The sequence below is a fragment of the Zoogloea sp. LCSB751 genome (assembly GCF_002028455.1).
Taxonomy (GTDB): Bacteria; Pseudomonadota; Gammaproteobacteria; order Burkholderiales; family Rhodocyclaceae; genus Zoogloea.
Window position 1 is genome coordinate 24,004 of the sequence record NZ_MWUM01000032.1, and the last position, 22,826, is coordinate 46,829.

Genomic DNA, 22,826 nt, shown 5'->3' on the forward strand with positions numbered 1-22,826 from the left:
TGACTGTTTTCGGAACATCGTCACCAACTATACCGCGGCATCCGTGGGCAATGCATCGTGTTGTTGCAAAGCCCATTTGATATGTTCCGCCAACAATGGAGAAGCCCCCCCGAGGCGATCCTCGAGGGCCTGCCTCACCTCGCTTTCGAGGGGGGCATTACCCAGAGCTATGGCGATATTGCGCGACCAACGCTCATAACCGATACGGTATATCGGACTGCCAGCCATACGTTCGAGAAAATCCCTTTCTGTCCAATGGAATAACTCTACCAGCTTTGCATGATCAAGCCCATGTCGAGGAGCAAATTCCGCCTCTGACGAGAGCCCTGCAAAGCGATTCCATGGGCATACTATCTGACAGTCGTCACAGCCGTAAATCCGGTTGCCGATCAAAGGACGAAATTCCAGGGGAATGGCCTCTTTCAATTCGATCGTCAGGTAGGAAATGCAGCGACGGGCATCCACCTGATAAGGCGCCACAATGGCCCCGGTCGGGCACGCGGAGATGCAGGCCGAGCAACTACCACAATGGGCATCCACGGGTGGGTCCACCGGCAAGGGCAGGTCTGTGTAGATTTCACCGAGAAAGAAGAAGGAGCCAGCCCGACGCGACAGCAGCAAGCTGTGCTTACCCCGCCACCCCAACCCGGCCTTATCGGCCAGCGCCACCTCCATCACCGGCGCGGAGTCCACGAATACGCGATAACCATGGGGAACCACCTCACCGATCCGGTCGGCCAGCTTCTGCAGGCGGCCACGCAGGACCTTATGGTAGTCACGGCCGAGGGCGTAGCGGGACACATAGGCCAGCGCGGGATCCGCCAACACCTCGTTGGCGGGCTTGGCCTCCGGCCAGTAAGGCATGCGCACGGAAATGACCCTCTGCGTGCCTGGCACGAGTTCCGCCGGGCGGGAACGCTTGGTTCCGTGTTTGTACATATAATCCATCTGTCCATGGCAACCGGCAGCAAGCCAGTTCTCCAGGCCTGATTCGGCGTGAGCCAGGTCGATGCCGGCAATCCGTGCCTCGTCAAAACCCAGGGCCTGTGCCCAGTCCTTGATCTGCGCCGCAAGGGATGTCAGATCGTCTTGTTCCTCAGAAGGATTATCGTGTCTCACGCCCATCCCAGTCATGATAGCGCCCCCTCCGGGAGCCTGTACCTTGCTAACGAAGATGCCACGCTCGCTGCCGGCGAGCGGCTGGCAAGAGCCCTTCCCGCAGGCCTGAACATATTCCTACGCGGCGATCTGGGGGCCGGCAAAACCACGCTCACCCGCGGCCTGCTACGCGGCCTCGGCTTCACCGGAAAGGTGAAGAGCCCAACATATACCTTGGTCGAACCGTATAAAGATTCTAGAATTGTCGTATATCACTTTGATTTTTATCGCTTCACCCACGCAGAAGAATTTCTCGAGGCAGGACTGGAAGAATACTTCGAAGGCGACAGCATTCGTATTGTGGAGTGGCCTGATCGCGCTCAACCGTATCTTCCGGCAGCAGACCTCGAAGTTCATCTGCAGGTTTCCGCCAAAGGCGGTCGCACGCTGGAATTGCGGCCGTTAAGCGGAGAAGGTCATACATGCCTGGAACGTTTCGCCGCATCGCATCCCCACTGCCCCCCCTGAGCATCGACGCAGCCTTGCGCCGGCGTTTCATCAGCTCGGCGGGTGCCAGCCTGCTTCTGCTGGTCAGCCCCTTGGGCCGAGCCGCCCAAAGCAGCGTCCTGGCCGTGCGGGTCTGGCCCGCCAAGGACTACACCCGCATCACACTCGAAAGCCGGGAAGCACTGAACTTCAACCACCAACTGGTACACAAGCCGGAGCGGCTTGTCGTCGATCTGGAGGGCGTCGAACTCAATGAGGTACTGCAGTCCCTGCCCACCAAGATCACCGGCCAGGACCCGTACATCCAGTTGATCCGCGCCGGGCGCAATCGCCCGGGCGTTGTACGGCTGGTCATCGAACTGAAGGCCGAGATCAGTCCGCAGGTGTTCACACTGAAGCCGGTCGGCGAATACGGTCATCGCCTGGTGCTCGATCTCTATCCGAGCGAACCGGTCGACCCCCTGCTCGCGCTGCTCGAGAAGATCACCCCGGAAGAGGCCGTGGTCGGCGGAGCGCCGCCCCCCCAGAAGCCGGAGGAGGCGCCACGCAAGGCCGTCGAGCTGACTCGCAAGCCGGAGCCCCCCCAAAAACGCGAAGGAACGATTGCCGAGCCGCCCCAGCAGGCCTCTCGCCCGGCCGCCAGACCGGCAGACGAGGACGGCGGCATCAATCGCCTGATCACGATCACCATCGACCCGGGCCATGGCGGCGAGGATCCAGGCGCAGTGGGCGCGGCTGGCAGCTTCGAAAAGCATGTCACCCTGTCGGTGGGCAAACGGCTGAAGGCCAAGATCGACGCGGAACCCAATATGCGGGCCATGTTGACCCGCGATGCAGACTATTTCGTACCGCTGCAGCAACGGGTCGCCAAAGCCCGCAGAGTACAGGCAGACCTGTTTGTGTCGATCCACGCCGATGCCTTCATCAGCCCGACTGCCCGCGGCAGCTCGGTATTCGTTCTGTCGGAAAAGGGGGCGTCGAGCACCGCAGCACGCTGGCTGGCCCAGAAGGAAAACGCGGCGGATCTGGTCGGCGGGGTCAACCTGGACGTAAAGGACAATCACCTCGCCCGGACCCTGCTCGACCTCTCGCAGACGGCCGCCCTCAACGACAGCATGAAGGTCGGCAAGGCGGTCCTCGGCGAGCTCGGCAACATCAATCGCCTGCACAAGGGCGAGGTCGAACAAGCCAGCTTCGCCGTGCTCAAGGCGCCTGACATCCCGTCCATCCTGGTGGAAACCGCCTTCATCTCCAATCCGGACGAAGAGGCCAAACTCAACGACGAGGCGTACCAGGACCGTATGGCCGATGCGATCCTGCGCGGACTGCGCCGCTACTTCGCCAAGAACCCGCCGATGGCCAAGTCCAAGCTGGCCCGCCTCGACTGACGTTGGCCGGCCCTGGCGGGCCAGGTCAGCGGATGCAGACCTTGCTCACCTGCTTGAGGTCCGTCAGGCCCGCCAGCACTTTCTCGATGCCGTCCTGGCGCAGGGTCCGCATCCCTTCCTCGAGCGCGGTGGCCAGCAACACGGCGACGCGGGCGCGCTCCTGGATCAGTGCCTTGACCCTGTCCGTCCCGACCATCAATTCGTGCAGGCCCAGACGCCCCTTGTAGCCTCCGGTACAGTGTTCGCAGCCGACCGGCCCATACAGGGTGAAGCGTCCTTGCGCATCCGCGTAGCGCTGACGCCAGGTATTGAGAATGTCCCCCCGGGCCCGTACCGGATCCTCCTGGAAGACCCCTGTGTTGCGCAAGTCCTCGCAATACTCGTCGAGCAGACGGCGTATCTCGGCCTCATCCGGGTGATAGGCCCGCTTGCATTTCCCGCACAGGCGCTTGGCCAGGCGCTGGGCCAGCACGCCGAGCAGCGCGTCGGAGAAATTGAAGGGATCCATGCCCATGTCCAGCAGGCGCACCACCGACTCCGGCGCGCTGTTGGTATGCAGCGTGCTGAACACGAGGTGACCGGTCAGTGAAGCCTCCAGGCCGATGGACACGGTCTCCTTGTCGCGCATTTCGCCGACCATGATCACATCGGGGTCGGCCCGCAGGAAGGAGCGCATCACCGTCGGGAAATCGAGCCCCGCCTTGCGATTCACCTGCACCTGGCGTAAGCCCTTCTGGGTGATTTCCACCGGATCCTCGGCGGTCCAGATCTTGGTCTCCGGCGTATTGATCGAACCCAGGATGGAGTGCAGCGTGGTGGTCTTGCCCGACCCCGTCGGACCGCATACGAAGAAAATGCCGTAGGGCTTGGTGATCGTCTGCTGGAGACGGGTGAAATTGTTCTCCAGCAGACCCAGTTGATCCAGCGGTAGAGGCTCGCTGTTGGCCAGCAGGCGCATCACCACATCTTCCATGCCGCCGGCGGTAGGGATTGTCGCAACCCGCAGCTCGATGTCGAGGGGTGCGAAGCGGCGGAACCTGATCTTGCCGTCCTGGGGCTTGCGCCGCTCCGAGATGTCCAGATCGCACATGATCTTGATGCGGGTGACGATCGGACTCCGGTAGCTGGCCGGAATCTCGATGTAGGGGACCAGGGAGCCGTCCTTGCGGAAACGGATCAGGGTCTTTTCCTTGCCCGGCCGCGGTTCGATGTGGATGTCCGACGCCCCCTGGCGGTGGGCGTCGATGATGATCCGGTTTACGAGCTTGACCAGTTCGTTGTCGGCGGCCGCCGACGCGTCATCGGCGGAAACACCAACCTCCCCCTCATCTTCCACCATGTCGGACAGCAGGTCGTTCACCGACGCACCGTCCCCCCCGGCCGCAAACATCTGGGCCACGGTCTGCATGAACTCCAGATGCGTCGTGACCCGGAAGACCGGCACCGCCTTCGGGAACACGTTCTGCACGACCCGCGAGGCAGTCGCCTGTTCGGGATCGGTGACCATCACCAGCAGCCCATCCGGCCCCTCCTCCAGCGGCAGCCATTCGACCTGCTGCACATAGTCCCGCTTCAGGTTGCGGATCAGATCGAACGGTTTGACCCGGTCAGGCCGGAAAGGCTCATAGGGCACACCGAAGAAGCGGGAAATCGCGTTGCCGATGTCGGCCGGCTTGATGCTGTACTCGGTAATGAGAAGCTGCTCGATGGAAATTCCCCGCTCCCGCGCCTGGGAGGTGGCCGTCTCGAGCTCCTGCGCCGTCAGCTTGGAATCGTGGACCAACCCCTCGTACTTGGACTTGGGCTGGGTCAGGGCGTGGCGGCGTTGGGAAAAGGCAATAGCCAGTGTTTGCCCGAGCCCCTGGATACCCTCTTCGGCCACCGACGAAAACGCTTCGCCGCTGCGGTTGTTGATGAGCTGGATAACGCCCAGCACATCGCCCTCCTCCTTGCAGATCGGCGCCACCAGCATCTGATGGGACCGATAACCGGAACGTTCATCCACCTCCCGCCGGAACTCCATGCGCGGAGAAATGGCCTTCAACGCCTGCTCGTCATAGGCATCGGCGATGTTGAGCATCTTTCCCGTCAGCGCCACATAGCCCGCCACGCTGTTCTCGGCGATCGGCAGCCGGATCGTGCGGATGGTCTGCAAACCGGTCTTGATCCGCGACGAGATCGTGCTGCGGTTGTCATCGACCACATAAATGGTCATGCGCTCGGCGGAAAACAGCGCACAGATCTCCGAAGACAGCTCGAAGATGATCTCATCGATGTTCTCGGTCGCATGAACCTTGTTGGTGACGGCCTGAAGACCTTTGAAGAAGGCCAGGCGACTGGCTACATCACGACCACTCGTCCTGCTGGGAGCACTGCTACTCATAGGAAAGTCACATCCGGAAAATAAGCCGCTTCACTCAGCGTCAAGAGGCGCCCCCTCGAACGGGAACAGGCCAGCGGCATCGCAACGGGCAGGCGCAGGCATCAGAGTTCGAGCTCGAGGCCGTTGTACAGCGCCCTCGGCTTGAATTGCCCGCAATTGTCGGCAATCTCCTGCAGGGTCGTCTGCGCCCTGCTCGGTTTCAGGTGGGTGATCCACACTTCAGGTTTTGCCTTCACCTTTTCCAGGAACAAGGCCAGCAGGCTTGGACAGAGGTGGCGGGACGCCAGCGCCAGATCCTGCTGCTCATCGGGAAAGGCGGTTTCGACGATCAGGTGGCGCAGATCGGGGATCTCGTTGATGGCCGCAATGAGGGCATCCGAATACGCCGTGTCGCCGGAGAACACCAGGCTGCGCCCATCCACCGACAACTGGTAGGCCACCGCCGGCACTGTATGCAGGGCCGGCAGCATCGTCACCTGGCGCCCCCCTCCAATGCGCACCGACTCACCGATGCGCATCTCCTGAAAACGCAGGAAAGGGCTGCTGCGGTCGGGAATCGACGAAAAATCGGGCCAAACCAGCCAGTTGAAAATGTGCGAACGCAGGATGCGCAGCGTCTCGGGCGACCCATGTACGACGATGGGCATCGAGCGCGCATCGCCGACCGTGTCGACGAGCAGCGGGATCATCGCGATATGGTCGAGGTGAGCATGGGTCACGAAGATGTGATCGATGCGCAGGAGCTCCTCGAACTCCAGATCGCCAACGCCCGTCCCGGCATCGATCAGCACATCATGATCCACCAGCAGGGCCGTGGTGCGCTGACTGCGCCCACCGATCCCACCGCTGCACCCGAGAACCCTTACTTTCATCTTGATCTCTCGGCACCTCTCGAGTGCAATCGGCCAACCGGCCGGCCCTCGCGAATAGTCGGAAGGAGGTTCATTGAGCCACGGGCCACGCAACGACTTCGCGGACGAAACGATGCTCTCGCCGTCGAGCCCGATCCGCCCCGCTCAAGTCACGCTCTTCGTGAAGAACTCCATTTTGACGCCGGCAATTTCAATGATGTCGTTGTCGTTAAGCCGATGGGCCTGGGCATCCAGGGCACGGCCATTCACGACAGGAAAGACGGTTCCTTCCACATGGGTGATGAAATAGCCATGTGGACGGCGGGTAATCACCGCCACCTGGGTCCCGGGCTTGCCGAGAGTCGTCAGGGACTTGGACAGCTCCAGCGTCCGCCCCGCATGCGCCCCACTGAGAATCTGGATCATGCCCAAGGCCCCCACCGGGGTTGCGGCGTTGGTGGAAGTCAGATCCGCGGGCGCATTCGACGCCAGAGCGGTGTCCGTCGTCACCGCGGCCTGGGCGTAACTCATCGCCTCATCCTGCTCGGAGCCCGGGGCACTGTCGGCAAGATACTTCAGCCGATACTTCCCCAGTTCGATCACATCGTTGCTCTTGAGAACATGCTTCTTGACCGGCTGCCCATTCACATAGGTGCCATTGGTGCTGTTCATGTCCTCAAGGAAAGCATCGTTGAGGATGGTCACGATCGCCGCGTGCTCGCCGCTGATCGCCAGATTGTCGATCTGGATGTCGTTATGCGGTTTCCGGCCGATGGTCGTACGCTCCTTTTCGAGAGTCATCTCTTTCAACACCAGACCATCCATGCTCAATATCAACCTGGGCATCACTATTCCTATCTACAACCTGCCTCAATCAAGTTCAGTGCCGAGCCGTCCAGCCCGGCGCGACGACACAATGACAACCGAAACATTATCCACGCCCCCCCGGTCATTCGCCATATCGACGAGATGTTCGGCCGCCAGCCGGGGAGCCCCACCGAGCGCGCCCAATACATCGGCGATCTCGGCATCGGGAAGCATATCGGTGAGCCCGTCTGAACAGAGGAGATAAATGTCACCATCCTGCAGCGGAAAATCAGCCACATCCGCTTCGACACAGACCGCCACACCAACAGCCCGGGTCAACAAACCACGCAACGCGGCTGAACCGGAGCCCAAGGGATCAATCATGCCCGCGTCGGATTGCTCCCGCAATACGCTGTGATCACGGGTCAGGCAATCGAGGACATCGCTCCGCCACCGGTAGATGCGGGAATCGCCCACATGACAGGCCAGCAGGCGGCCTGACGAAGGACAAACACAGACCCCGGCCAATGTCGTTCCCATGTGCTGCAGAAACGGGTCCCGCTGCGCTTCGTCGAAAACGGATTGATTGGCTGCCGCAACCGCCGCCCTCAACTCACCCGCGTCAACCGTGCGCTGGGCAACGACGAGCTGCATGTGGGCCATCCAGGCCTCCGCAGCGAGGCGGGACGCTACGGCCCCCCCCGCGTGGCCGCCCATCCCATCGGTCAGCACGGCCAGGCCCATCTCCTCGGCACAACAGACATAATCCTCATTGCGGACGCGAACACGCCCCACGTGGGAAACCATGGCCATGCGCCAATACATCGGTTGTTGTTGATCCATGCCCGAAGTCTAGGAGACGCGCCTCAAAGAATCTGCCGCTCCGCCGCACCCTCTGCGCGCCGCTGCAGCAAACGGGCCGTCCCCAGCACGACCAGAACCCCCGCCAGCCCCGCCGCTGGCCTCAACCACGCGGGATGATCGATCACGACGGAGCGCCAGAGGGGATCGTCGACGACCATGCCACCCGCCACCCAGCCCAGCAGCGCTGCCCCGAGCGTGACGATCAACGGGAAACGCTCCATGCACTTCATGATGAGCTGGCTGGACCAGACGATGATCGGGATGCTCACGGCCAGCCCGAGTCCGAGCAGCACGAGACTGTCACCTGCAGCCCCCGCTACGCCGATGACGTTGTCGACGCTCATCACGAAGTCGGCAACGATGATCGTCTTGACCGCACCGGCCACCGATGTCGCCGCATCGATCTCGTGGGCACCATCGTCCTCCGGCAACAGCAACTTGGTACCGATCCACAGCAGCACCAGCCCGCCGACCAGTTTCAGCCAGGCCAGGCCGAGCAGACTTGCCGCGAAAGCAGTCAACACCACACGCAGCCCGACCGCCCCTGCCACCCCCCAGAAAATGCCGATCCGCCGCTGCTCCGGCTGCAGGCGACGGCACGCCAGGGCGATCACCACCGCGTTGTCACCGGACAACACCAAGTCGATAGCCACGATCTGCAGCAAGCCAATCCAGAACGTCGGCACCAGAAACTCGGACATGTAAGACTCAACTGATGAAAATAGCGTACAAAAAACAAAACCGCGCCCGGGCGTCAGCCACAGGCGCGGTCCTCATCAGGCTTGATGGCCCGATTACAGCATGGCCTTCAGCAGCTTGGCCATTTCGGACGGATTACGCGTCACGGTGAAACCACACTCTTCCATGATGGCGAGCTTGGCGTCAGCAGTGTCGGCGCCGCCGGAGATCAGCGCACCAGCATGGCCCATGCGCTTGCCCGCGGGGGCGGTCACACCGGCGATGAAGCCGACGATCGGCTTCTTCATGTTGGCCTTGCACCACTGGGCGGCTTCGGCTTCATCGGGACCACCGATTTCGCCGATCATGATGACGGCGTCGGTATCCGGATCGTCATTGAACATGCGCATCACGTCGATGTGCTTCAGACCGTTGATCGGGTCACCACCGATGCCGACGGCGGAAGACTGGCCCAGACCGATTTCGGTCAGCTGGGCGACAGCTTCGTAGGTCAGGGTGCCGGAGCGGGAAACCACGCCGATGCGACCCTTGCGGTGGATGTGACCCGGCATGATGCCGATCTTGATTTCATCGGGGGTGATGAGACCCGGGCAGTTGGGGCCCAGCAGCAGGGTTTCCTTGCCACCGGCAGCAACCTTGGCCTTCATCTTGTTGCGCACTTCCAGCATGTCGCGAACGGGGATGCCTTCGGTGATGCAGATCGCCAGGTCGAGGTCGGCTTCAACGGCTTCCCAGATCGCCGCAGCAGCGCCAGCGGGCGGCACGTAGATCACGGACACGGTGGCGCCGGTTTCGGCGGCCGCTTCCTTGACGGACGCGTAGATGGGGATGTCGAAGATCTTCTCGCCAGCCTTCTTGGGGTTCACGCCGGCAACGAAGCATTCCTTGCCGTTCGCGTACTCCTGGCACTTCTCGGTGTGGAACTGACCGGTCTTGCCGGTGATACCCTGGGTGATGACCTTGGTGTCTTTGTTGATCAGGATGGACATTCGCTAACTCCTCACTTGACCGCGTCGACGATCTTCTGGGCCGCTTCGGCCATGGTGTCGGCCGCGATGATCGGGAGGCCCGAATCGCGCAGGATCTGCTTGCCGATCTCTTCGTTGGTGCCCTTCATGCGGACGACCAGCGGGACGGACAGGTGCACTTCCTTGGCCGCGGTGACCACGCCGGTAGCGATGGTGTCGCAGCGCATGATGCCGCCGAAGATGTTGACGAGAATGCCCTTCACCTTGGGGTTCTTGAGCATGATCTTGAAGGCTTCGGTCACCTTCTCGGTGGTGGCACCGCCGCCCACGTCGAGGAAGTTGGCCGGCTCGGCACCGAACAGCTTGATGGTGTCCATGGTGGCCATCGCCAGACCCGCGCCGTTCACCAGACAGCCGATGTTGCCGTCCAGGGAGATATAGGCCAGATCGAACTTGGAGGCTTCGATTTCGTCCGCATCTTCTTCATCCAGATCGCGATACTCGACGATCTCGGGATGACGGTAGAGGGCGTTGGAGTCGAAGTTGAACTTGGCGTCCAGAGCCTTGATGGTGCCATTGCCTTCCAGGATCAGCGGGTTGATTTCCGCCAGGGAAGCATCGGTTTCCATGTAGGTGGTGTACAGCTTCTTGAGGGTGTCCACAGCCTGAGCGGTGGAGCCTTCGGGAACGCCGATACCATTCGAGAGGTACAGGGCCTGTTCGTCGGTCAGGCCGGTGGCCGGATCGACGAAGACCTTGAGGATCTTCTCGGGGGTGCTGTGAGCAACTTCCTCGATGTCCATACCGCCTTCGCTGGAAGCCATCATGGCAACCTTCTGCGTGGCGCGGTCGGTCAGCGCGGCAACGTAGTATTCCTTCTTGATGTCGGCGCCTTCCTCGATCAGCAGGCGACGCACCTTCTGGCCTTCAGGGCCGGTCTGGTGGGTAACGAGCTGCATGCCAAGGATCTGGCCGGCATACTGCTTGAGTTCGTCCAGGGACTTGGCGACTTTCACGCCACCGCCCTTGCCGCGACCACCGGCGTGAATCTGGGCCTTGACGACCCAGACCTTGCCACCCAGCGTTTCCGCTGCCTTGACTGCTTCATCGACTGAGAAGCACGGCACGCCGCGCGGCGTCGTGACGCCAAATTTTCTCAGGATTTCCTTGCCCTGATATTCGTGAATTTTCATGGTTGCCCTTCGATCGAAGTCTTGGCCTTATAAAGGCCGCTCACGCTTGGTTGATGGGACTGTTCGGGGCCAGCACGCACCCCGCGACACACACGCCGTTCTCCCTCGTCCAACGTATGTACCGCCCCGCTTTTCGCCCACCCGGCGTATGCGGCCGGAGTGTTCGAAAAACAATCCGCCGCCGACCTGCTTATTGACATGTCGGTATTTGGATCGACCGATTATATACGAAACATCGGACACAACCGCTTTCACGCTGCACTGCACACCGGCAGCGGCCTCTCGCTATGCTGGATCGGGTTTGCGGTACCAGCGCGGGTAGTAGCGCATCACCGTCGACGAGGTGGTTTCGAGGGCATGACAGCGGTCGAGCTGGAAGGGCTTGCCACCATCCTCGCCCTCCCCCGTGTCACGCCGGAAGGTGGCCAGGGTCTGGATCGCCGCCGTCGGCAGGGACGCCAGCAGTTCGGTGAGATGGGAGCATCCGCGCACGTCGCTGAACATCTCGCTGACGGCCTTGCGGAAACCGCGAACCAGATTCAGACCGATCAGGGCCCGATAAACCGGCGCGATGGTGTCGCAGCCACCGGGATAGGGCACCCACTCGGAACAGGCCTCCACATCGACGACCACGAAGGCGCTGTCGATGGTGACGCGGATGAACAGGTCATGCACCGGATCGCCCACCTTGCGGATACCGGACGCCAGCGGATAGTCCGCCGCCTTCTCGTCGGTCAGGCGGGCATCCAGATCGAACAGGCCATCCTCCCTCAAATAGCCCTGGACTTCGATGCGACGGGTATGGGCGCGGCTACGCCGTACAACAGGTTCGGAAAGCGGCATGGACATCAAAAAACACAATAACGGGAAACAAAGCACAAATGGACCGGCCAGCAAACCGTCGACCATGTCACGATACGTAACGTTTGCCGGCACTTCGCGGAAAACAAGGCGCCGCGCCGAATGACAAACTTCACTAGAATATTGTATCGACTGCGGCGCATCGATGGATGCCGCAACGCACAACAAAGCAACCGCGATCCCGTCGCTCCCGACCCCATTGATGAACAGCGCGCAAAAGCCCCTTTCCATACTCGTCGCGACGCTTGCCCTGTTGTTCGAACCTGCCGTGATGGCGGCCGGGTTGAGCGATATCGTCGTCCATTCCGCGCTGGGGGAACCCTTGCGCGCAGAAATCAGGCTAACGGCGGCGACCGGGGAAACATTCGATCCATCCTGTTTCCGGATCGCTCCGCCGGCAGCGGCAAACGGTGACGATCTGCCGTGGATCCGCAACGCCCGCATCTCGATCAGTGGCGACCGGCTGCGCATCACGACCCGCGAGCCCATCAACCATCCGGCGGCCATGCTCGGCCTGCGCGTCGCCTGCGGTACCGAACTCTACCGCGACTACCCGATCCTGCTGCAGCCGCCGATGGCGCGGAACGCCACGCCGGAAATCAGCCCGCCCACGGCCGACGTAGCACCCTCGCCACGTACCGGCGGCACACGGGCTCGCAAGCCTTTCCGCACCGCAGCAACAGCGGTCGGCGAACGTGAAGAGCGCGTAGTCCCACCGAAGGCTGGCGTGGGCAACAAGACGGGCAGGAAGGGTGCAGACAAGAAGCGGCGGGGCGATCGGCTGGTCATCAGCAAGGACAAGAACCCGGCGCTCCGTCTCGACTACCGGCTTCCCCACCCGCCGGCCGCGGCCGAGAGTGCTCAGGCAACCCCGACCGGCAAGTCGACGCTCTCCACCTACGACGAAAGCATTTCAGCCCAGCTCGAGCTCGACGAGAAGATCAGGCGCCTCGAGGAATACCAGGCGGCGCTACGCCAGCGCATTGCCGAACTGGACCGGCAGGAAGCCGATGTACAGCGCCCGGCCCCGCTCCCGGAGCAGGCGCCGGCAGCCCCCACCATTGCGGCAGCCCCGCCCCACCCCACCCCGCCAGCCGCAGCACCGGAGGAAAGCAGCCCGAAGGGCGCCGCACCGGACTGGCTCGCCGTGCTCGGCGGCATCACCGCGGTGGCCGCCGGCGGCCTGGCCCTGCTGTGGATGCGCAAACGACGCTCCGACGCCGCCCCGTTGACCGAGTTCGAGGCGGCTCGGCCGCACGAGTCCGTGTTCCCCGACGAGCCGGTCGTGGATTCCAGCGCTGCCGCAGCAGCCGCGCCGCCGCCAGTCGTGCCCGCAACGCCGCTGGCCCCGCCCCCGCCGCAGTCTTATGCGCCGCCGCCCATCCCTGACGACTCCGCCGACTGGGCTGAGCCCACCTTCGCGCCAGCCCACCCGATTCCCTTCGACGAAACCGTAGACGAACAGGACTCCGCCCTCGAACTGGCTGAAATCATGATGTCCTTCGGCCGCACCCAGGGCGCCGCCGAAACCCTTGCCGACTACATCCGCAGCAACCCGCGGCAGGCCGTCAAGCCGTGGCTCAAGCTGCTCGACGTCTATCACGTGGCCGGCATGCGGGCCGAGTTCGAAGCCCTCACCCGCCAGCTCAACAAGACCTTCAACGTCAAGACGATCACCTGGGCCGACTTCAAGGCCTCCCGGGCCGCCCCCGACTCGGTCGAGCAGATGGAGCACGTCATGCACCAGTTGCAGGAGCGGTGGGGCACCCAGGAAGCCCAGGTCTATATCCACCAGTTGCTGCGCGACAACCGCAACGGCACCCGGCAGGGCTTTCCCCTCAGCGTGGTCGAGGAGCTCCTGCTGCTGCTGGCCGTGCTCGACGACACCCTGGGCACCTACCGGCCCAATGTGGAGCTCACCCTTGCGGATCTGGAGCCGCCGCGCCCGGGCAGCAAGGCCGCGGCCTGATCAGACCGGGTTGTCCACCTCGACGAACTCGGCGTCGATACCGAAAGTCTCGACCAGGTGCCGGCCCAGGGCCTGCGCGCCATAGCGTTCGCTGGCGTGGTGGCCCACTCCCAGGTAGGCCACCCCGGACTCCCGCGCCAGATGGGTCGTCTGCTCCGAGGCTTCACCGGAGATGAAGCAGTCCACGCCGGTGGCGATGGCCTGCTCGAAATAGCCCTGCGCACCACCGGTACACCAGGCCACCCGCCGGATCGTCCGCTCCGGATCCCCCAGTACCAGCGGCTCGCGCCCCAGCCGCGCGGCGGCCTGGCGGGCCAGCGCCGTCAAGCTGGCCGCATGGGACAGGTTGCCGGTCCAGCCCAGATCCTGTTCGCCGAAGCGCCCATCCGCCAGCCAGCCCATCAGCTTGCCCAGTTGCGCGTTGTTGCCCAGCTCCGCATGGGCGTCCAGCGGCAGGTGGTAGGCGAACAGGCTGATGTCATTGTTGAGCAGCGTTGCCAGGCGGCGCTTGCGCATGCCGGTAATGCGTCCATCCTCGCCGCGCCAGAAGTAGCCATGGTGCACCAGCACTGCATCGGCCCCCTTTGTCACAGCCGCGTCGAGGAGCGCCTGGCTGGCCGTCACGCCGCACACCACGCGTCTCACCTCAGCCCGTCCTTCCACCTGCAACCCGTTTGGGCAATAATCCTTGAATCCACCGACATTCAGCAGAGTGTCGAGATAACGCTGCAATTCGGCTCTGTCCATGGCCGCCTCCCCTTAACCCTTCAGAATTTCTGGACGCCCGCGGGCGCCTCCGGTCGCAGATTTTACGATGCATCGCCTGTGGATGATCTTTGCCCAAGCCGTCACCGTCTCGGTGGCGATCCTGTTCGTGGTCAGCACGCTGAAACCCGAATGGATCGGCGAACGCGCCGTGCTTCCCTCCGTGACCATCCAGGAAACGGTTTCCCCCGTCTCGCTGCCATCGGGCAAGGGGCCGGCATCCTATGCCGACGCCGCCAAGGCCGCGCTGCCTGCCGTGGTGCACGTATTCACCAGCAAGGAGGTACGGGCCCAGAACAATCCGTTCAGCGATGATCCGCTGTTCCGCCACTTCTTTGGCGACCGCCTCAACAACAAGCCCCAGCAGCGCACCTCGGGCCTCGGCTCCGGCGTCATTGTCTCGCCGGAAGGTTACATCCTCACCAATAACCACGTGATCGAGGCCGCCGACGAAATCGAGGTGGCCCTCAACGACGGTCGCAAGCTGCCGGCCCGCATCGTCGGCCGCGACCCGGAATCCGACCTGGCGGTGCTGCAGATCAAGGCCGATGGCAAGCTGCACCCGATCACCTTCGGCCACACCGAGCAACTCCATGTCGGCGACGTGGTGCTGGCCATCGGCAACCCCTTCGGCGTCGGCCAGACCGTCACGATGGGCATCGTCTCGGCCCTCGGCCGTTCTCACCTGGGCATCAACACCTTCGAGGACTTCATCCAGACCGACGCGGCGATCAACCCGGGCAACTCCGGCGGCGCGCTGATCGACGCGGCCGGCAACCTGGTCGGCATCAACGCGGCGATCTACTCCCGCTCCGGCGGCTCCCTCGGCATCGGCTTCGCGATTCCGGTGTCCCTGGCCCGCAACGTGATGGAGCAGATCATCCAGAGCGGATCGGTCACCCGCGGCTGGATCGGCGTCGAAGTCCAGTCCATCACCCCCGACCTGGCGGACTCCTTCGGCATGCCCTCCAACGACGGCACCTTGATCTCCGGGGTGATGCGCGGCAGCCCTGCCGACCGGGCCGGCGTCAAGCCGGGCGACGTGCTGCTGGCCGTCGAAGGACGCAAGGTCAACGACCCGCAGGCCATGCTGGAAGCCATCGCCGCGCTGTCGCCCGGACGCAAGGCCGGTTTCGAGCTGCGCCGCGGCAAGGACAAGCTCGACCTCAAGGTGGAGATCGGCCGCCGCCCGGCGCTGTCCCGCGGCGAATGAGCGAAGCGGCCCGCGACCCCCACGCGCCGGATTTCCTGCGCCGGCATCGCCCCTTCGTCCTCTTCTGGCTGGCCCGCATCCTGTTCGGCGGCGGTAGCCAGATCAAGGACGTGGCCGTCGGCTGGCAGGTCTACCAGCTCACCGGCAGCGCGCTGGATCTGGGCCTGGTCGGCCTGATCCAGTTCCTGCCGCGCATCCTGCTCACCGCCATCGCCGGCGACCTGGCGGACCGCCTCGACCGGCGCAGTCTGACCGTCGCCGCCCAACTGGTGCAGACCGCCGGCCTCGCCGTGCTGGCCGTCGCCAGCGCCACCGGTTTCGTCAGCCGCGAGCTGATCTTCGGCACCGTACTGATCCTCGGCGCCGCCCAGACCTTCCAGATGCCCGCCAGCGCATCCCTGCTGCCGGCCCTCGTCCCGCCCGCCGCGCTGCCCCGGGCACTGGCGCTGAGCGCCTCGGCGATGCAGGCGGCAACCATCGTCGCGCCGGCCCTGGGCGGCTTTCTGTATCTGCTCGGCGCCTCGGTGGTGTACGCCCTCACTGCGCTGCTGCTGGCCCTGTCATCCATCTTCCTGCTGCGCCTGCCCGACGTGCACGTGGAGCGTGTGCTGTCCGGCTCCGCCTGGCAACGCTTCGTCGCCGGCATCCGCTTCATCCGCGGCCAGGGCATCGTCTTCGGCGCCATGTCGCTGGACCTCTTCGCCGTGCTGTTCGGCGGCGCCACCGCACTGCTGCCGATCATCGCCCACGAAGTGCTGCACACCGGCTCCTGGGGCCTCGGCCTGCTCCGCTCCGGGCCGGCCATCGGCGCGCTGGCGATGGCCCTGTGGCTGGCGCGCAATCCCCTGCGTCACTCGGTCGGCCGCATTCTGTACGGCTCGGTGGCCGCTTACGGGCTATCGATCATCGCCTTCGGCCTGTCCTCCAACCTGTGGCTGTCGGTGTTCTTCCTGGCCATCGGCGGCGCCACCGACATGGTCAGCATGGTGATCCGCCAGTCCCTGGTCCAGCTGCAGACGCCGGACGACATGCGCGGCCGGGTCAGCGCGGTCAACTCCATCTTCGTCGGTGCCTCCAACCAGCTCGGCGAATTCGAATCCGGCCTCACCGCCGCGTGGTTCGGCGCGGTGCCGTCGGTGCTGATCGGCGGTGCCGCCACGCTGCTCGTCGTGGCGTTATGGACACGCCTGTTCCCGCAACTGGGGCGAACGGAGTCCCTGCACGGCACCCCGTAGGGCGAGATTGCCCGCCCATAACCCCCAAACACGCCCCCGCCGCCAATCCGCCATGCACCTCCGCCACCTCGCCGCCGCCAGCCTGCTCGCCGCCACGCCGCTGTTCGCCGCCCCGCCGGCCAAGCCCCGACCCTACGACCACATCGTCGTCGTGGTGCTAGAGAACCGCTCCGCCTACGCCGGCGGCGAACGGCGCGTGTGGGACAACCCGGCCCTGCCCTTCCTCAACGGTCTGGCCCGCGATCCCCGCCATGGCGCCCGCTTCACCAACGCCTGGGCCGCCGAAACGCCCTACCGGCGCATCCCCGCCGGCCTCGAGCGCCCGCTATCGGCACGCCCCAGCCAGCCCAACTACCTGTACTTGTTTGCCGCCAGCAATCAGGGCGTGCTGCCCGCCTGGTTCGCCGATCCGTCCTCACCCTACCAGGGCAAGGCCGAACTCGCGCCCAACGGCGACCGCCTGCTCAGCCCCGGCGCCGAACAGCCCAGCGGCATCGGCAACCGGCTGATCCCGGCAGCCCGCCGCCCCTTCGCCACGGCCAACCTGGGCGCCAGCCTGCGTGCCGGCGGGCGGAGCTTCCTGAGCTTCTCCGAGAGTCTGCCCCACCCGACATGGGATGCGGAAGGCGATGCCGATCCCAAACTGGATCTCTACCGCCGCAAGCACAACCCGGCCATCAACTGGATCGCCCTGCCCAGCGCCGCGACGACGGACAGCCTTCCCGCCGGGCGCCGCCGCTTCCTGCTGCCGCCCGACGTGAACCTCGCCTTCCATGCCAGCACCGACCCGCAGGGGCGCCACTGGCGCGGCTTCGCCGAGGACGCCGAAGGCCGGCCACTGGATTTCGCGCAGCTACCCAACGTGGCGCTGGTGATCCCCAACGAGCAGCACGACGCCCACAGCGCCTCCCTCGGCGAGATGGACAACTGGCTGAAAACGAATATCGGCCCCTACGCCGCGTGGGCGACCCAGCACAACAGCCTGCTGATCGTCACCTTCGACGAGGACGGCTCGACGGACACCAGCCAGGGCGACGCCTACCACTTTGGCCGCGACCGCATCGCCACGCTGTTCTATGGAGCCGGCGTCAGGCCCGGCGACTACGCCGAGCGCATCGACGCCCTCAACGTGCTGGCCACCGTCCTGCACGACCAGGGGCAACTGGCCGGTTTTCGCCGGGATTTCGCGCTGACTTGCCCGGACGACGCCGCCACCTGCACCCGCGAGCTGGCCAACCTGCGCCCCATCCTCGACGTGTTCGGCCGCGGCCCGGCCCTGAAGGAGATTCCGCCGGTCCGCGAGTGAAGCCCCGGCGGCGCGCTCAAGCCATCCGCGAGCCCCAGAAGGCGGCCACGTCCACCATCCGGTTGGCGAAGCCCCATTCGTTGTCGAACCACACCAGCAGGTTGAGCAGGCGGTCGCCGCTCATGCGGGTCTGGCCGCCGTCGACGATGGCCGAGTGGGGGCTGTGGTTGAAGTCGATGGAGGCGTGCGGCTCGTCGGTGTAGGCCATGCGGCCGGAGCCCTGGCCTTCCACCGCCGCCCGCAGGCGGGCCTTCACGTCGGCCGCGTCGGTGCCGCGCTTCAGCGTCACCAGCAAGTCGATGGCCGACACGTTCACCACCGGCACGCGGATCGCCTTCGACTCGATGCGCCCGGCCAGGTGCGGCAGCAAGCGCTGCACACCACGGGCCAGGCCGGTGGACACCGGGATCATCGACTGCATCGCCGAGCGGGTGCGGTGCAGGTCGGTGTGGTGATAGCCGTCGATCAGCGGCTGGTCGTTCATCACCGAATGCAGCGTGGTCAGCATCGCGTGGTCCAGCCCATAGGCCTCGTCGAGGATGGACAGCACCGGCACGATGGCATTGGTGGTGCAGGACGCCGCCGACACGATGCGCTCCGCGCCGCTCAGCAACTCATGGTTCATGCCGAAGACGATGGTCTGGTCCACGTCCCCGGCGCTATGCCCCGGATGGGACAGCAGCAGGCGCCGGCAACCCGCATCCAGGAAGCGCTGCAGTTCCGGCCGGTAGCTGTAGCGCCCGGAGGCTTCCACCAGCACATCCACGCCGATCCTGCCCCAGTCCACGCCTTCCGGCGTGTCCGCGTGGAAGACCGGGATGTCCTTGCCGTCGATGCGCAGGCAGCCGTCACCCACCTCGACGGTGCCCGGGAAGCAACCGTGGGTGGAGTCGAAGCGGGTCAGGTAGGCCATGCTGTCCAGATCGGCCGGCTCGTTGATCGCCACCACCGAAAAACCCTCCCGCATCGGCGACGCCAGCAAGGCCCGCAGGAAACACCGTCCGATCCGCCCGTACCCGTTTATTGCAATCCGCAAAGACATCGATCCACTCGTCACACACCGCATCCGGCCCGCATCCCGGTCATTCCGACCGGCCTCGACACATCGCGCTTGACGCGACGCATGACGGACAGGAGCGACCGATGCCCGCCCGACAGGGGCGAGACTACACCCTCCGGGCCGTCCGCGTCCGCTCCTGCCCCTTCCACCGCCCCGCGCAGGGAAGCACTGCGGGCTTGAGACAGCTGTCTCGCCTGTCTCGGCTGGACTGCCCGATTTGAGAAGGATGTCTCGTCCGCCGACCGCCCCCTGAACGCAAGCCCTTGTTAAGAAAAGATTTCACCGCCTGGCACAAAGCTGGCTGGTGGAGGTCGCGGGCCGTCGCGACGCAGTTTCGGCGCGCCCGACGACAAGCCTCACCACACCACGCTCAAAGCGGGAGACAAAACGATGAGAAAAACCCAACGCATTTCCCGGCCGCTGCTGGCCGCCTCGCTGGCGACCCTGTTCGCCACCGGCGCCCTGGCCGCCGACGCGGCCCCTGCCGATCCGGAGCCGCCCCTCGGCGTCGACGTCCTGGAAGCCGGCTTCAAATGGCGCCCCAACTACGTGTCCGAGGACATGCTGATCAATGCCGACAAGGACGCCAACAACTGGCTGCACTACGGCAAGGACTACCAGGCCACGCGCTTCAGCCAGCTGCGCCAGATCACCCGTGACAACGTACTGCGGCTGGTGCCCAAGTGGAACCTGTCCTTCGGCGTGAACGACGCCCAGGACAGCCAGACCACCGTCGTCAACGGCCGCATCTACGTGACCGCCAGCCAGAACAAGGTCTTCTCCCTCGATGGCGAGAGCGGCCGCATGCTGTGGAAGTACGAGCATCCGCTACCCGGCGACATCGGCCCGCGCCTGTGCTGCGAGGCCGTCAACCGCGGCGTCGCGGTGTTCAAGAACATGGTCTACATGGCGACCCTCGACAGCCACGTGGTCGCCCTCGACAACACCACCGGCCGCGTCGTGTGGGACGTGCCCCTCGGCGACTACCGCACCGGCGAGATCTACACCTCGATGCCGCTGGTCGCCAACGGCCTGATCGTGGTCGGCAACTCCGGCTCCGACGTGGGCGGCAACGTCGGCAAGATCACCGCCCTCGACCCGGACACCGGCAAGATCGCCTGGCAGACCACCACCCGGCCGACCAGCGCCAGCGACCCGGTAGCCAAGACCTGGGCCAACGACTCCTGGAAGACCGGCGGCGCCTCCGCCTGGCTGACCGGCAACTACGACCCCAAGACCAAGACCATCTTCTGGGGCGTCGGCAACCCCTCGCCGGACTTCGACCCCCGCGTGCGCGCCGGTGACAACCTGTACAGCAACGCCACGCTGGCCCTCGATGCCGCCACCGGCAAGATCAAGCACCACTTCCAGTACACCCCCAACGACTCCTGGGACTACGACGGCAACAACGAAACCATCCTGGTGGACGACGACCAAGGCCGCAAGGTGTGGCTGCACGCCGACCGCAACGGCCACGTCTATTCCATCAACCGGGACAGCGGCAAGTGCAACTGGGTGGTGCCCATCGCCCGCGTGAACTGGGTTACTGGCTTCCAGGGCAACTGTCGCCCGATCGTCAATCCGGACAAGGTGCCCGGCTACGACAAGGTCGCCACCGACGTCGCCCCCATCCTCGACGGCGGCAAGGAATGGCACCCGGCCGCCTACAGCCCGCTCACCAAGCTGCTCTACGTGCCCTTCATCGACAGCTCGATGGACATCCAGGCCAAGAAGATGGAATGGCGGCAGGGCGAGTGGTTCCTGTCGTCCAAGGTCCTCAAGGCCAACCCCTACACCGGCGGCGTGAAGGCCTTCGACGCCACCACCGGCAAGCTGGCCTGGAGCCGCCCGCAGAGCACGCCGGCCACCAGCGGCCTGCTCGCCACCGCCGGCGGGCTGGTCTTCTCCGGCGACGCCGAAGGCTACTTCTCGGCGATGCGCGACGACACCGGCGAAACCCTGTGGCGCTTCAACGTCGGCACCGGCATCCACGGCAACCCGACCACCTTCAACGTAAACGGCCAGCAGTACGTGGCCATCGTCTACGGCCCTGGCGGCGGCAGCCTGTGGCCGCTGGTGTACGGCGAGCTGTTCAAGCACCAGAACCGCGGCGGCGGCATGATGGTCTTCGCCCTCTCGCCGCAATACCGCTAACCCCGTCCCAGCCCTTGCGGCGGGCGCGGCCGAAGCCTGGGCCGCGCCCGCGGAGCGATCCATGACACCGCGCACACGCCTTTGCGGCACCTTGCTGGCCCTGCTCACCCACGGCCAGCCGGCCGGCAGCGCGCCGCCCCCGGCAGAACCAGGCGGCGGCCCGCTGACCGTCTGCCTCGCCGAAGCCACCCCCCCGTTCTCGGCCAGCAGCCTGCCGGACGGCGGCATCGACGCCGAACTGGCCCGCGCCGTCGCCGGGCAGCTCGGCCGGGAAGTCCGCCTGACATGGGTAAGCATCCCGAACCGCGGCGGGCTCGGCAAGGCCCTCGCGCAGAACCTCGCCGGCGGCGCCTGCGCGCTGTTTGCCGGCATTCCGGAAAGCGGCGGGCCCAACGAGGACCTGGCCGAGAAACGCCTGGCCGCCAGCACGCCCTACCTGGAAACCGGCTATGTACTGGTCGGAGCCCGCACGCCAGTCCGCAGCCTCGACGACGCCCGCCGGCTCGGCCGGATCGGGGTGGTCACCGCCACGCCGGCCGATCTGTACTTGTTCCAGCAGAACCTGCACCGCTTGCCCTACGGCGACAACGGCGCGCTGCTGGCCGCCCTTGCCGACGGCAGCGTGGACGCCGCCGCGCTGTGGCAGCCGGCCCTCGCCGAGGCCCGGCGGCGGGGCCAGGCGCAGGCGGTCGACGGCCTGGCGCTGCCCGAGGCCGGCCGCACCCGCTTCGTCTTCGCGCTGCGCCGCGGCGACCCGGCCCTGCTGGCCGACGTCAATGCCGCGGTGGACAGCCTGCGCAGCGACGGCCGCCTCGCCGCCATCCTGAGGGCCCACGGCCTGGCGCCGTGATCAAACTCCAACGATCCCCACACCAGAGAACCATGACACACCCCACATCCCCCACGTCTATCACCGCCCGTGCCGTCCGGCAGCGGGCCTCCGCCATCGGCCTGTGCCTCACCCTCGGGCTCAGCGGCCTGGCCCACGCCTTTGGCGTGACGCCCGCAGGCGGCGCGCCCGCCGCCGCGTCGGCCAATCCCCTCGCCGGCAATGCCGGGGCCGCCCGCAAGGGCGAGGAGCTGTTCGGCCGCAACTGCCAGCAGTGCCACAACACCCGCGGCCACGGCGGCAAGTGCCCGCAGCTCGTGCGCGGCGCCTGGGCCCCCGGCGGCCCCAACTCCGACAAGTTCATGTTCGACACCATCTCCAAGGGCCGCCCCAACACCCAGATGGGCTCCTTCGGCATGGCCCTCGGCGAGGAGGAAATCTGGCAGATCGTCACCTTCCTGCGCGAGGAAGCCGTACGCGTGAAGGCCGCAGCCCGCAAGGCGGGCGACGAAGACGATTCGAACTGGTACTGAGTCCCTCTCCCACAGCATCGTTCGGATTTCCGGATGCTTTTCCCGCCCCTTTTCCGGAAATCCGAACGCGCCCGCCAGCGGAGAAAACAAAACCCTTTAAAAACAGACCGATAAAAACCCGGACTGCGGTCCGGGCGGTGGCA

At 65.1% G+C, this 22,826-nt stretch carries 20 protein-coding genes; 9 read left to right on the top strand and 11 right to left on the bottom strand.

Annotated features, from left to right (window positions below):
* Nucleotides 1-27 precede the first annotated feature (27 nt).
* A complete protein-coding gene (queG, locus tag B4920_RS23225) occupies nucleotides 28-1,125 on the bottom strand; it encodes a tRNA epoxyqueuosine(34) reductase QueG (protein ID WP_079437067.1) in 1,098 nt (365 codons plus the stop codon).
* On the opposite strand from queG, the gene tsaE reads away from it, so the two are divergent.
* Together tsaE and B4920_RS23235 are read left to right on the top strand one after the other, a co-directional pair.
* Nucleotides 1,108-1,626 (top strand): tRNA (adenosine(37)-N6)-threonylcarbamoyltransferase complex ATPase subunit type 1 TsaE, encoded by a 519-nt coding sequence (gene tsaE / locus B4920_RS23230; protein ID WP_079437089.1) that lies wholly within the window; start codon nucleotides 1,108-1,110, stop codon nucleotides 1,624-1,626. The genes queG and tsaE overlap by 18 nt on opposite strands.
* Nucleotides 1,581-2,993 carry an N-acetylmuramoyl-L-alanine amidase gene (locus B4920_RS23235; RefSeq protein ID WP_079437068.1) on the top strand — a complete coding sequence of 471 codons (1,413 nt, stop codon included), beginning with the start codon at nucleotides 1,581-1,583 and terminating at the stop codon, nucleotides 2,991-2,993. The genes tsaE and B4920_RS23235 overlap by 46 nt, the downstream gene beginning before the upstream one ends.
* A gap of 25 nt (nucleotides 2,994-3,018) precedes the next feature.
* Here the strand turns inward: B4920_RS23235 and B4920_RS23240 are convergent, their stop codons facing one another.
* The 8 genes from B4920_RS23240 to B4920_RS23275 all read right to left on the bottom strand — a co-directional run bounded on the left by B4920_RS23240 (nucleotide 3,019) and on the right by B4920_RS23275 (nucleotide 11,601).
* Nucleotides 3,019-5,376: a GspE/PulE family protein gene (locus B4920_RS23240; RefSeq protein ID WP_079437069.1), complete on the bottom strand. Its 2,358-nt coding sequence runs from the start codon at nucleotides 5,374-5,376 to the stop codon at nucleotides 3,019-3,021.
* 101 nt (nucleotides 5,377-5,477) lie between these two features.
* Entirely contained in the window at nucleotides 5,478-6,248 is a 771-nt protein-coding gene (locus B4920_RS23245; protein WP_079437070.1) for a 3',5'-cyclic-nucleotide phosphodiesterase, read from the bottom strand.
* 144 nt (nucleotides 6,249-6,392) lie between these two features.
* The gene (locus B4920_RS23250; RefSeq protein WP_079437071.1) at nucleotides 6,393-7,073 is read right to left on the bottom strand and encodes an FHA domain-containing protein; all 681 of its coding nucleotides are present in this window, start codon (nucleotides 7,071-7,073) and stop codon (nucleotides 6,393-6,395) included.
* Between the two features lie 24 nt (nucleotides 7,074-7,097).
* Nucleotides 7,098-7,877: a PP2C family serine/threonine-protein phosphatase gene (locus B4920_RS23255; RefSeq protein WP_079437072.1), complete on the bottom strand. Its 780-nt coding sequence runs from the start codon at nucleotides 7,875-7,877 to the stop codon at nucleotides 7,098-7,100.
* Between the two features lie 23 nt (nucleotides 7,878-7,900).
* Nucleotides 7,901-8,599, bottom strand: coding sequence for a TerC family protein (locus B4920_RS23260; protein ID WP_079437073.1), 699 nt, complete (start codon nucleotides 8,597-8,599; stop codon nucleotides 7,901-7,903).
* A gap of 93 nt (nucleotides 8,600-8,692) precedes the next feature.
* Nucleotides 8,693-9,586 (bottom strand): succinate--CoA ligase subunit alpha, encoded by an 894-nt coding sequence (gene sucD / locus B4920_RS23265; RefSeq protein WP_079437074.1) that lies wholly within the window; start codon nucleotides 9,584-9,586, stop codon nucleotides 8,693-8,695.
* 11 nt (nucleotides 9,587-9,597) lie between these two features.
* Nucleotides 9,598-10,758 (bottom strand): ADP-forming succinate--CoA ligase subunit beta, encoded by a 1,161-nt coding sequence (sucC, locus tag B4920_RS23270; protein WP_079437075.1) that lies wholly within the window; start codon nucleotides 10,756-10,758, stop codon nucleotides 9,598-9,600.
* 285 nt (nucleotides 10,759-11,043) lie between these two features.
* Nucleotides 11,044-11,601: a DUF2889 domain-containing protein gene (locus B4920_RS23275; RefSeq protein WP_079437076.1), complete on the bottom strand. Its 558-nt coding sequence runs from the start codon at nucleotides 11,599-11,601 to the stop codon at nucleotides 11,044-11,046.
* Nucleotides 11,602-11,821: 220 nt separating this feature from the next.
* Between B4920_RS23275 and B4920_RS23280 the strand changes: the two genes are divergently transcribed.
* Nucleotides 11,822-13,588 (top strand): FimV family protein, encoded by a 1,767-nt coding sequence (locus B4920_RS23280; protein ID WP_079437077.1) that lies wholly within the window; start codon nucleotides 11,822-11,824, stop codon nucleotides 13,586-13,588.
* On the opposite strand, the gene B4920_RS23285 is transcribed toward B4920_RS23280, so the two are convergent.
* A complete protein-coding gene (locus tag B4920_RS23285; RefSeq protein ID WP_079437078.1) occupies nucleotides 13,589-14,335 on the bottom strand; it encodes a Nif3-like dinuclear metal center hexameric protein in 747 nt (248 codons plus the stop codon).
* Nucleotides 14,336-14,402: 67 nt separating this feature from the next.
* Between B4920_RS23285 and B4920_RS23290 the strand changes: the two genes are divergently transcribed.
* From B4920_RS23290 to B4920_RS23300, 3 genes are read left to right on the top strand one after another with little or no spacing between them, the layout of a single operon-like run.
* A complete protein-coding gene (locus B4920_RS23290; protein ID WP_079437079.1) occupies nucleotides 14,403-15,566 on the top strand; it encodes a Do family serine endopeptidase in 1,164 nt (387 codons plus the stop codon).
* Nucleotides 15,563-16,801 (top strand): MFS transporter, encoded by a 1,239-nt coding sequence (locus B4920_RS23295; protein ID WP_079437080.1) that lies wholly within the window; start codon nucleotides 15,563-15,565, stop codon nucleotides 16,799-16,801. Before B4920_RS23290 ends, B4920_RS23295 begins: the two co-directional genes overlap by 4 nt.
* A gap of 52 nt (nucleotides 16,802-16,853) precedes the next feature.
* Nucleotides 16,854-18,107: an alkaline phosphatase family protein gene (locus tag B4920_RS23300; RefSeq protein WP_079437081.1), complete on the top strand. Its 1,254-nt coding sequence runs from the start codon at nucleotides 16,854-16,856 to the stop codon at nucleotides 18,105-18,107.
* 16 nt (nucleotides 18,108-18,123) lie between these two features.
* On the opposite strand, the gene B4920_RS23305 is transcribed toward B4920_RS23300, so the two are convergent.
* Nucleotides 18,124-19,149: a type I glyceraldehyde-3-phosphate dehydrogenase gene (locus B4920_RS23305; RefSeq protein WP_079437082.1), complete on the bottom strand. Its 1,026-nt coding sequence runs from the start codon at nucleotides 19,147-19,149 to the stop codon at nucleotides 18,124-18,126.
* A 408-nt stretch (nucleotides 19,150-19,557) separates the two neighbouring features.
* Here B4920_RS23305 and B4920_RS23310 point away from each other — a divergent pair, with 408 nt between their 5' ends.
* The 3 genes from B4920_RS23310 to B4920_RS23320 all read left to right on the top strand — a co-directional run bounded on the left by B4920_RS23310 (nucleotide 19,558) and on the right by B4920_RS23320 (nucleotide 22,683).
* Nucleotides 19,558-21,321: a PQQ-dependent dehydrogenase, methanol/ethanol family gene (locus B4920_RS23310; protein WP_079437083.1), complete on the top strand. Its 1,764-nt coding sequence runs from the start codon at nucleotides 19,558-19,560 to the stop codon at nucleotides 21,319-21,321.
* Between the two features lie 61 nt (nucleotides 21,322-21,382).
* Nucleotides 21,383-22,171, top strand: coding sequence for an ABC transporter substrate-binding protein (locus tag B4920_RS23315; protein ID WP_079437084.1), 789 nt, complete (start codon nucleotides 21,383-21,385; stop codon nucleotides 22,169-22,171).
* Between the two features lie 32 nt (nucleotides 22,172-22,203).
* On the top strand, nucleotides 22,204-22,683 hold the full coding sequence (locus tag B4920_RS23320; protein WP_173862694.1) for a c-type cytochrome: 480 nt from the start codon (nucleotides 22,204-22,206) through the stop codon (nucleotides 22,681-22,683).
* The last annotated feature ends 143 nt before the right edge of the window (nucleotides 22,684-22,826 follow it).

Coding starts and splice junctions, on each gene's coding strand:
- B4920_RS23315 (WP_079437084.1), top strand. CDS start 21,383: ATGACACCGCGCACACGCCTTTGCGGCACCTTGCTGGCCCTGCTCACC.
- B4920_RS23290 (WP_079437079.1), top strand. CDS start 14,403: ATGCATCGCCTGTGGATGATCTTTGCCCAAGCCGTCACCGTCTCGGTG.
- B4920_RS23320 (WP_173862694.1), top strand. CDS start 22,204: ATGACACACCCCACATCCCCCACGTCTATCACCGCCCGTGCCGTCCGG.
- B4920_RS23305 (WP_079437082.1), bottom strand. CDS start 19,149: ATGTCTTTGCGGATTGCAATAAACGGGTACGGGCGGATCGGACGGTGT.
- B4920_RS23280 (WP_079437077.1), top strand. CDS start 11,822: ATGAACAGCGCGCAAAAGCCCCTTTCCATACTCGTCGCGACGCTTGCC.
- B4920_RS23295 (WP_079437080.1), top strand. CDS start 15,563: ATGAGCGAAGCGGCCCGCGACCCCCACGCGCCGGATTTCCTGCGCCGG.
- queG (WP_079437067.1), bottom strand. CDS start 1,125: ATGGGCGTGAGACACGATAATCCTTCTGAGGAACAAGACGATCTGACA.
- B4920_RS23275 (WP_079437076.1), bottom strand. CDS start 11,601: ATGCCGCTTTCCGAACCTGTTGTACGGCGTAGCCGCGCCCATACCCGT.
- B4920_RS23310 (WP_079437083.1), top strand. CDS start 19,558: ATGAGAAAAACCCAACGCATTTCCCGGCCGCTGCTGGCCGCCTCGCTG.
- sucC (WP_079437075.1), bottom strand. CDS start 10,758: ATGAAAATTCACGAATATCAGGGCAAGGAAATCCTGAGAAAATTTGGC.
- B4920_RS23255 (WP_079437072.1), bottom strand. CDS start 7,877: ATGGATCAACAACAACCGATGTATTGGCGCATGGCCATGGTTTCCCAC.
- B4920_RS23240 (WP_079437069.1), bottom strand. CDS start 5,376: ATGAGTAGCAGTGCTCCCAGCAGGACGAGTGGTCGTGATGTAGCCAGT.
- B4920_RS23245 (WP_079437070.1), bottom strand. CDS start 6,248: ATGAAAGTAAGGGTTCTCGGGTGCAGCGGTGGGATCGGTGGGCGCAGT.
- B4920_RS23250 (WP_079437071.1), bottom strand. CDS start 7,073: ATGCCCAGGTTGATATTGAGCATGGATGGTCTGGTGTTGAAAGAGATG.
- sucD (WP_079437074.1), bottom strand. CDS start 9,586: ATGTCCATCCTGATCAACAAAGACACCAAGGTCATCACCCAGGGTATC.
- B4920_RS23300 (WP_079437081.1), top strand. CDS start 16,854: ATGCACCTCCGCCACCTCGCCGCCGCCAGCCTGCTCGCCGCCACGCCG.
- B4920_RS23260 (WP_079437073.1), bottom strand. CDS start 8,599: ATGTCCGAGTTTCTGGTGCCGACGTTCTGGATTGGCTTGCTGCAGATC.
- B4920_RS23235 (WP_079437068.1), top strand. CDS start 1,581: ATGCCTGGAACGTTTCGCCGCATCGCATCCCCACTGCCCCCCCTGAGC.
- B4920_RS23285 (WP_079437078.1), bottom strand. CDS start 14,335: ATGGACAGAGCCGAATTGCAGCGTTATCTCGACACTCTGCTGAATGTC.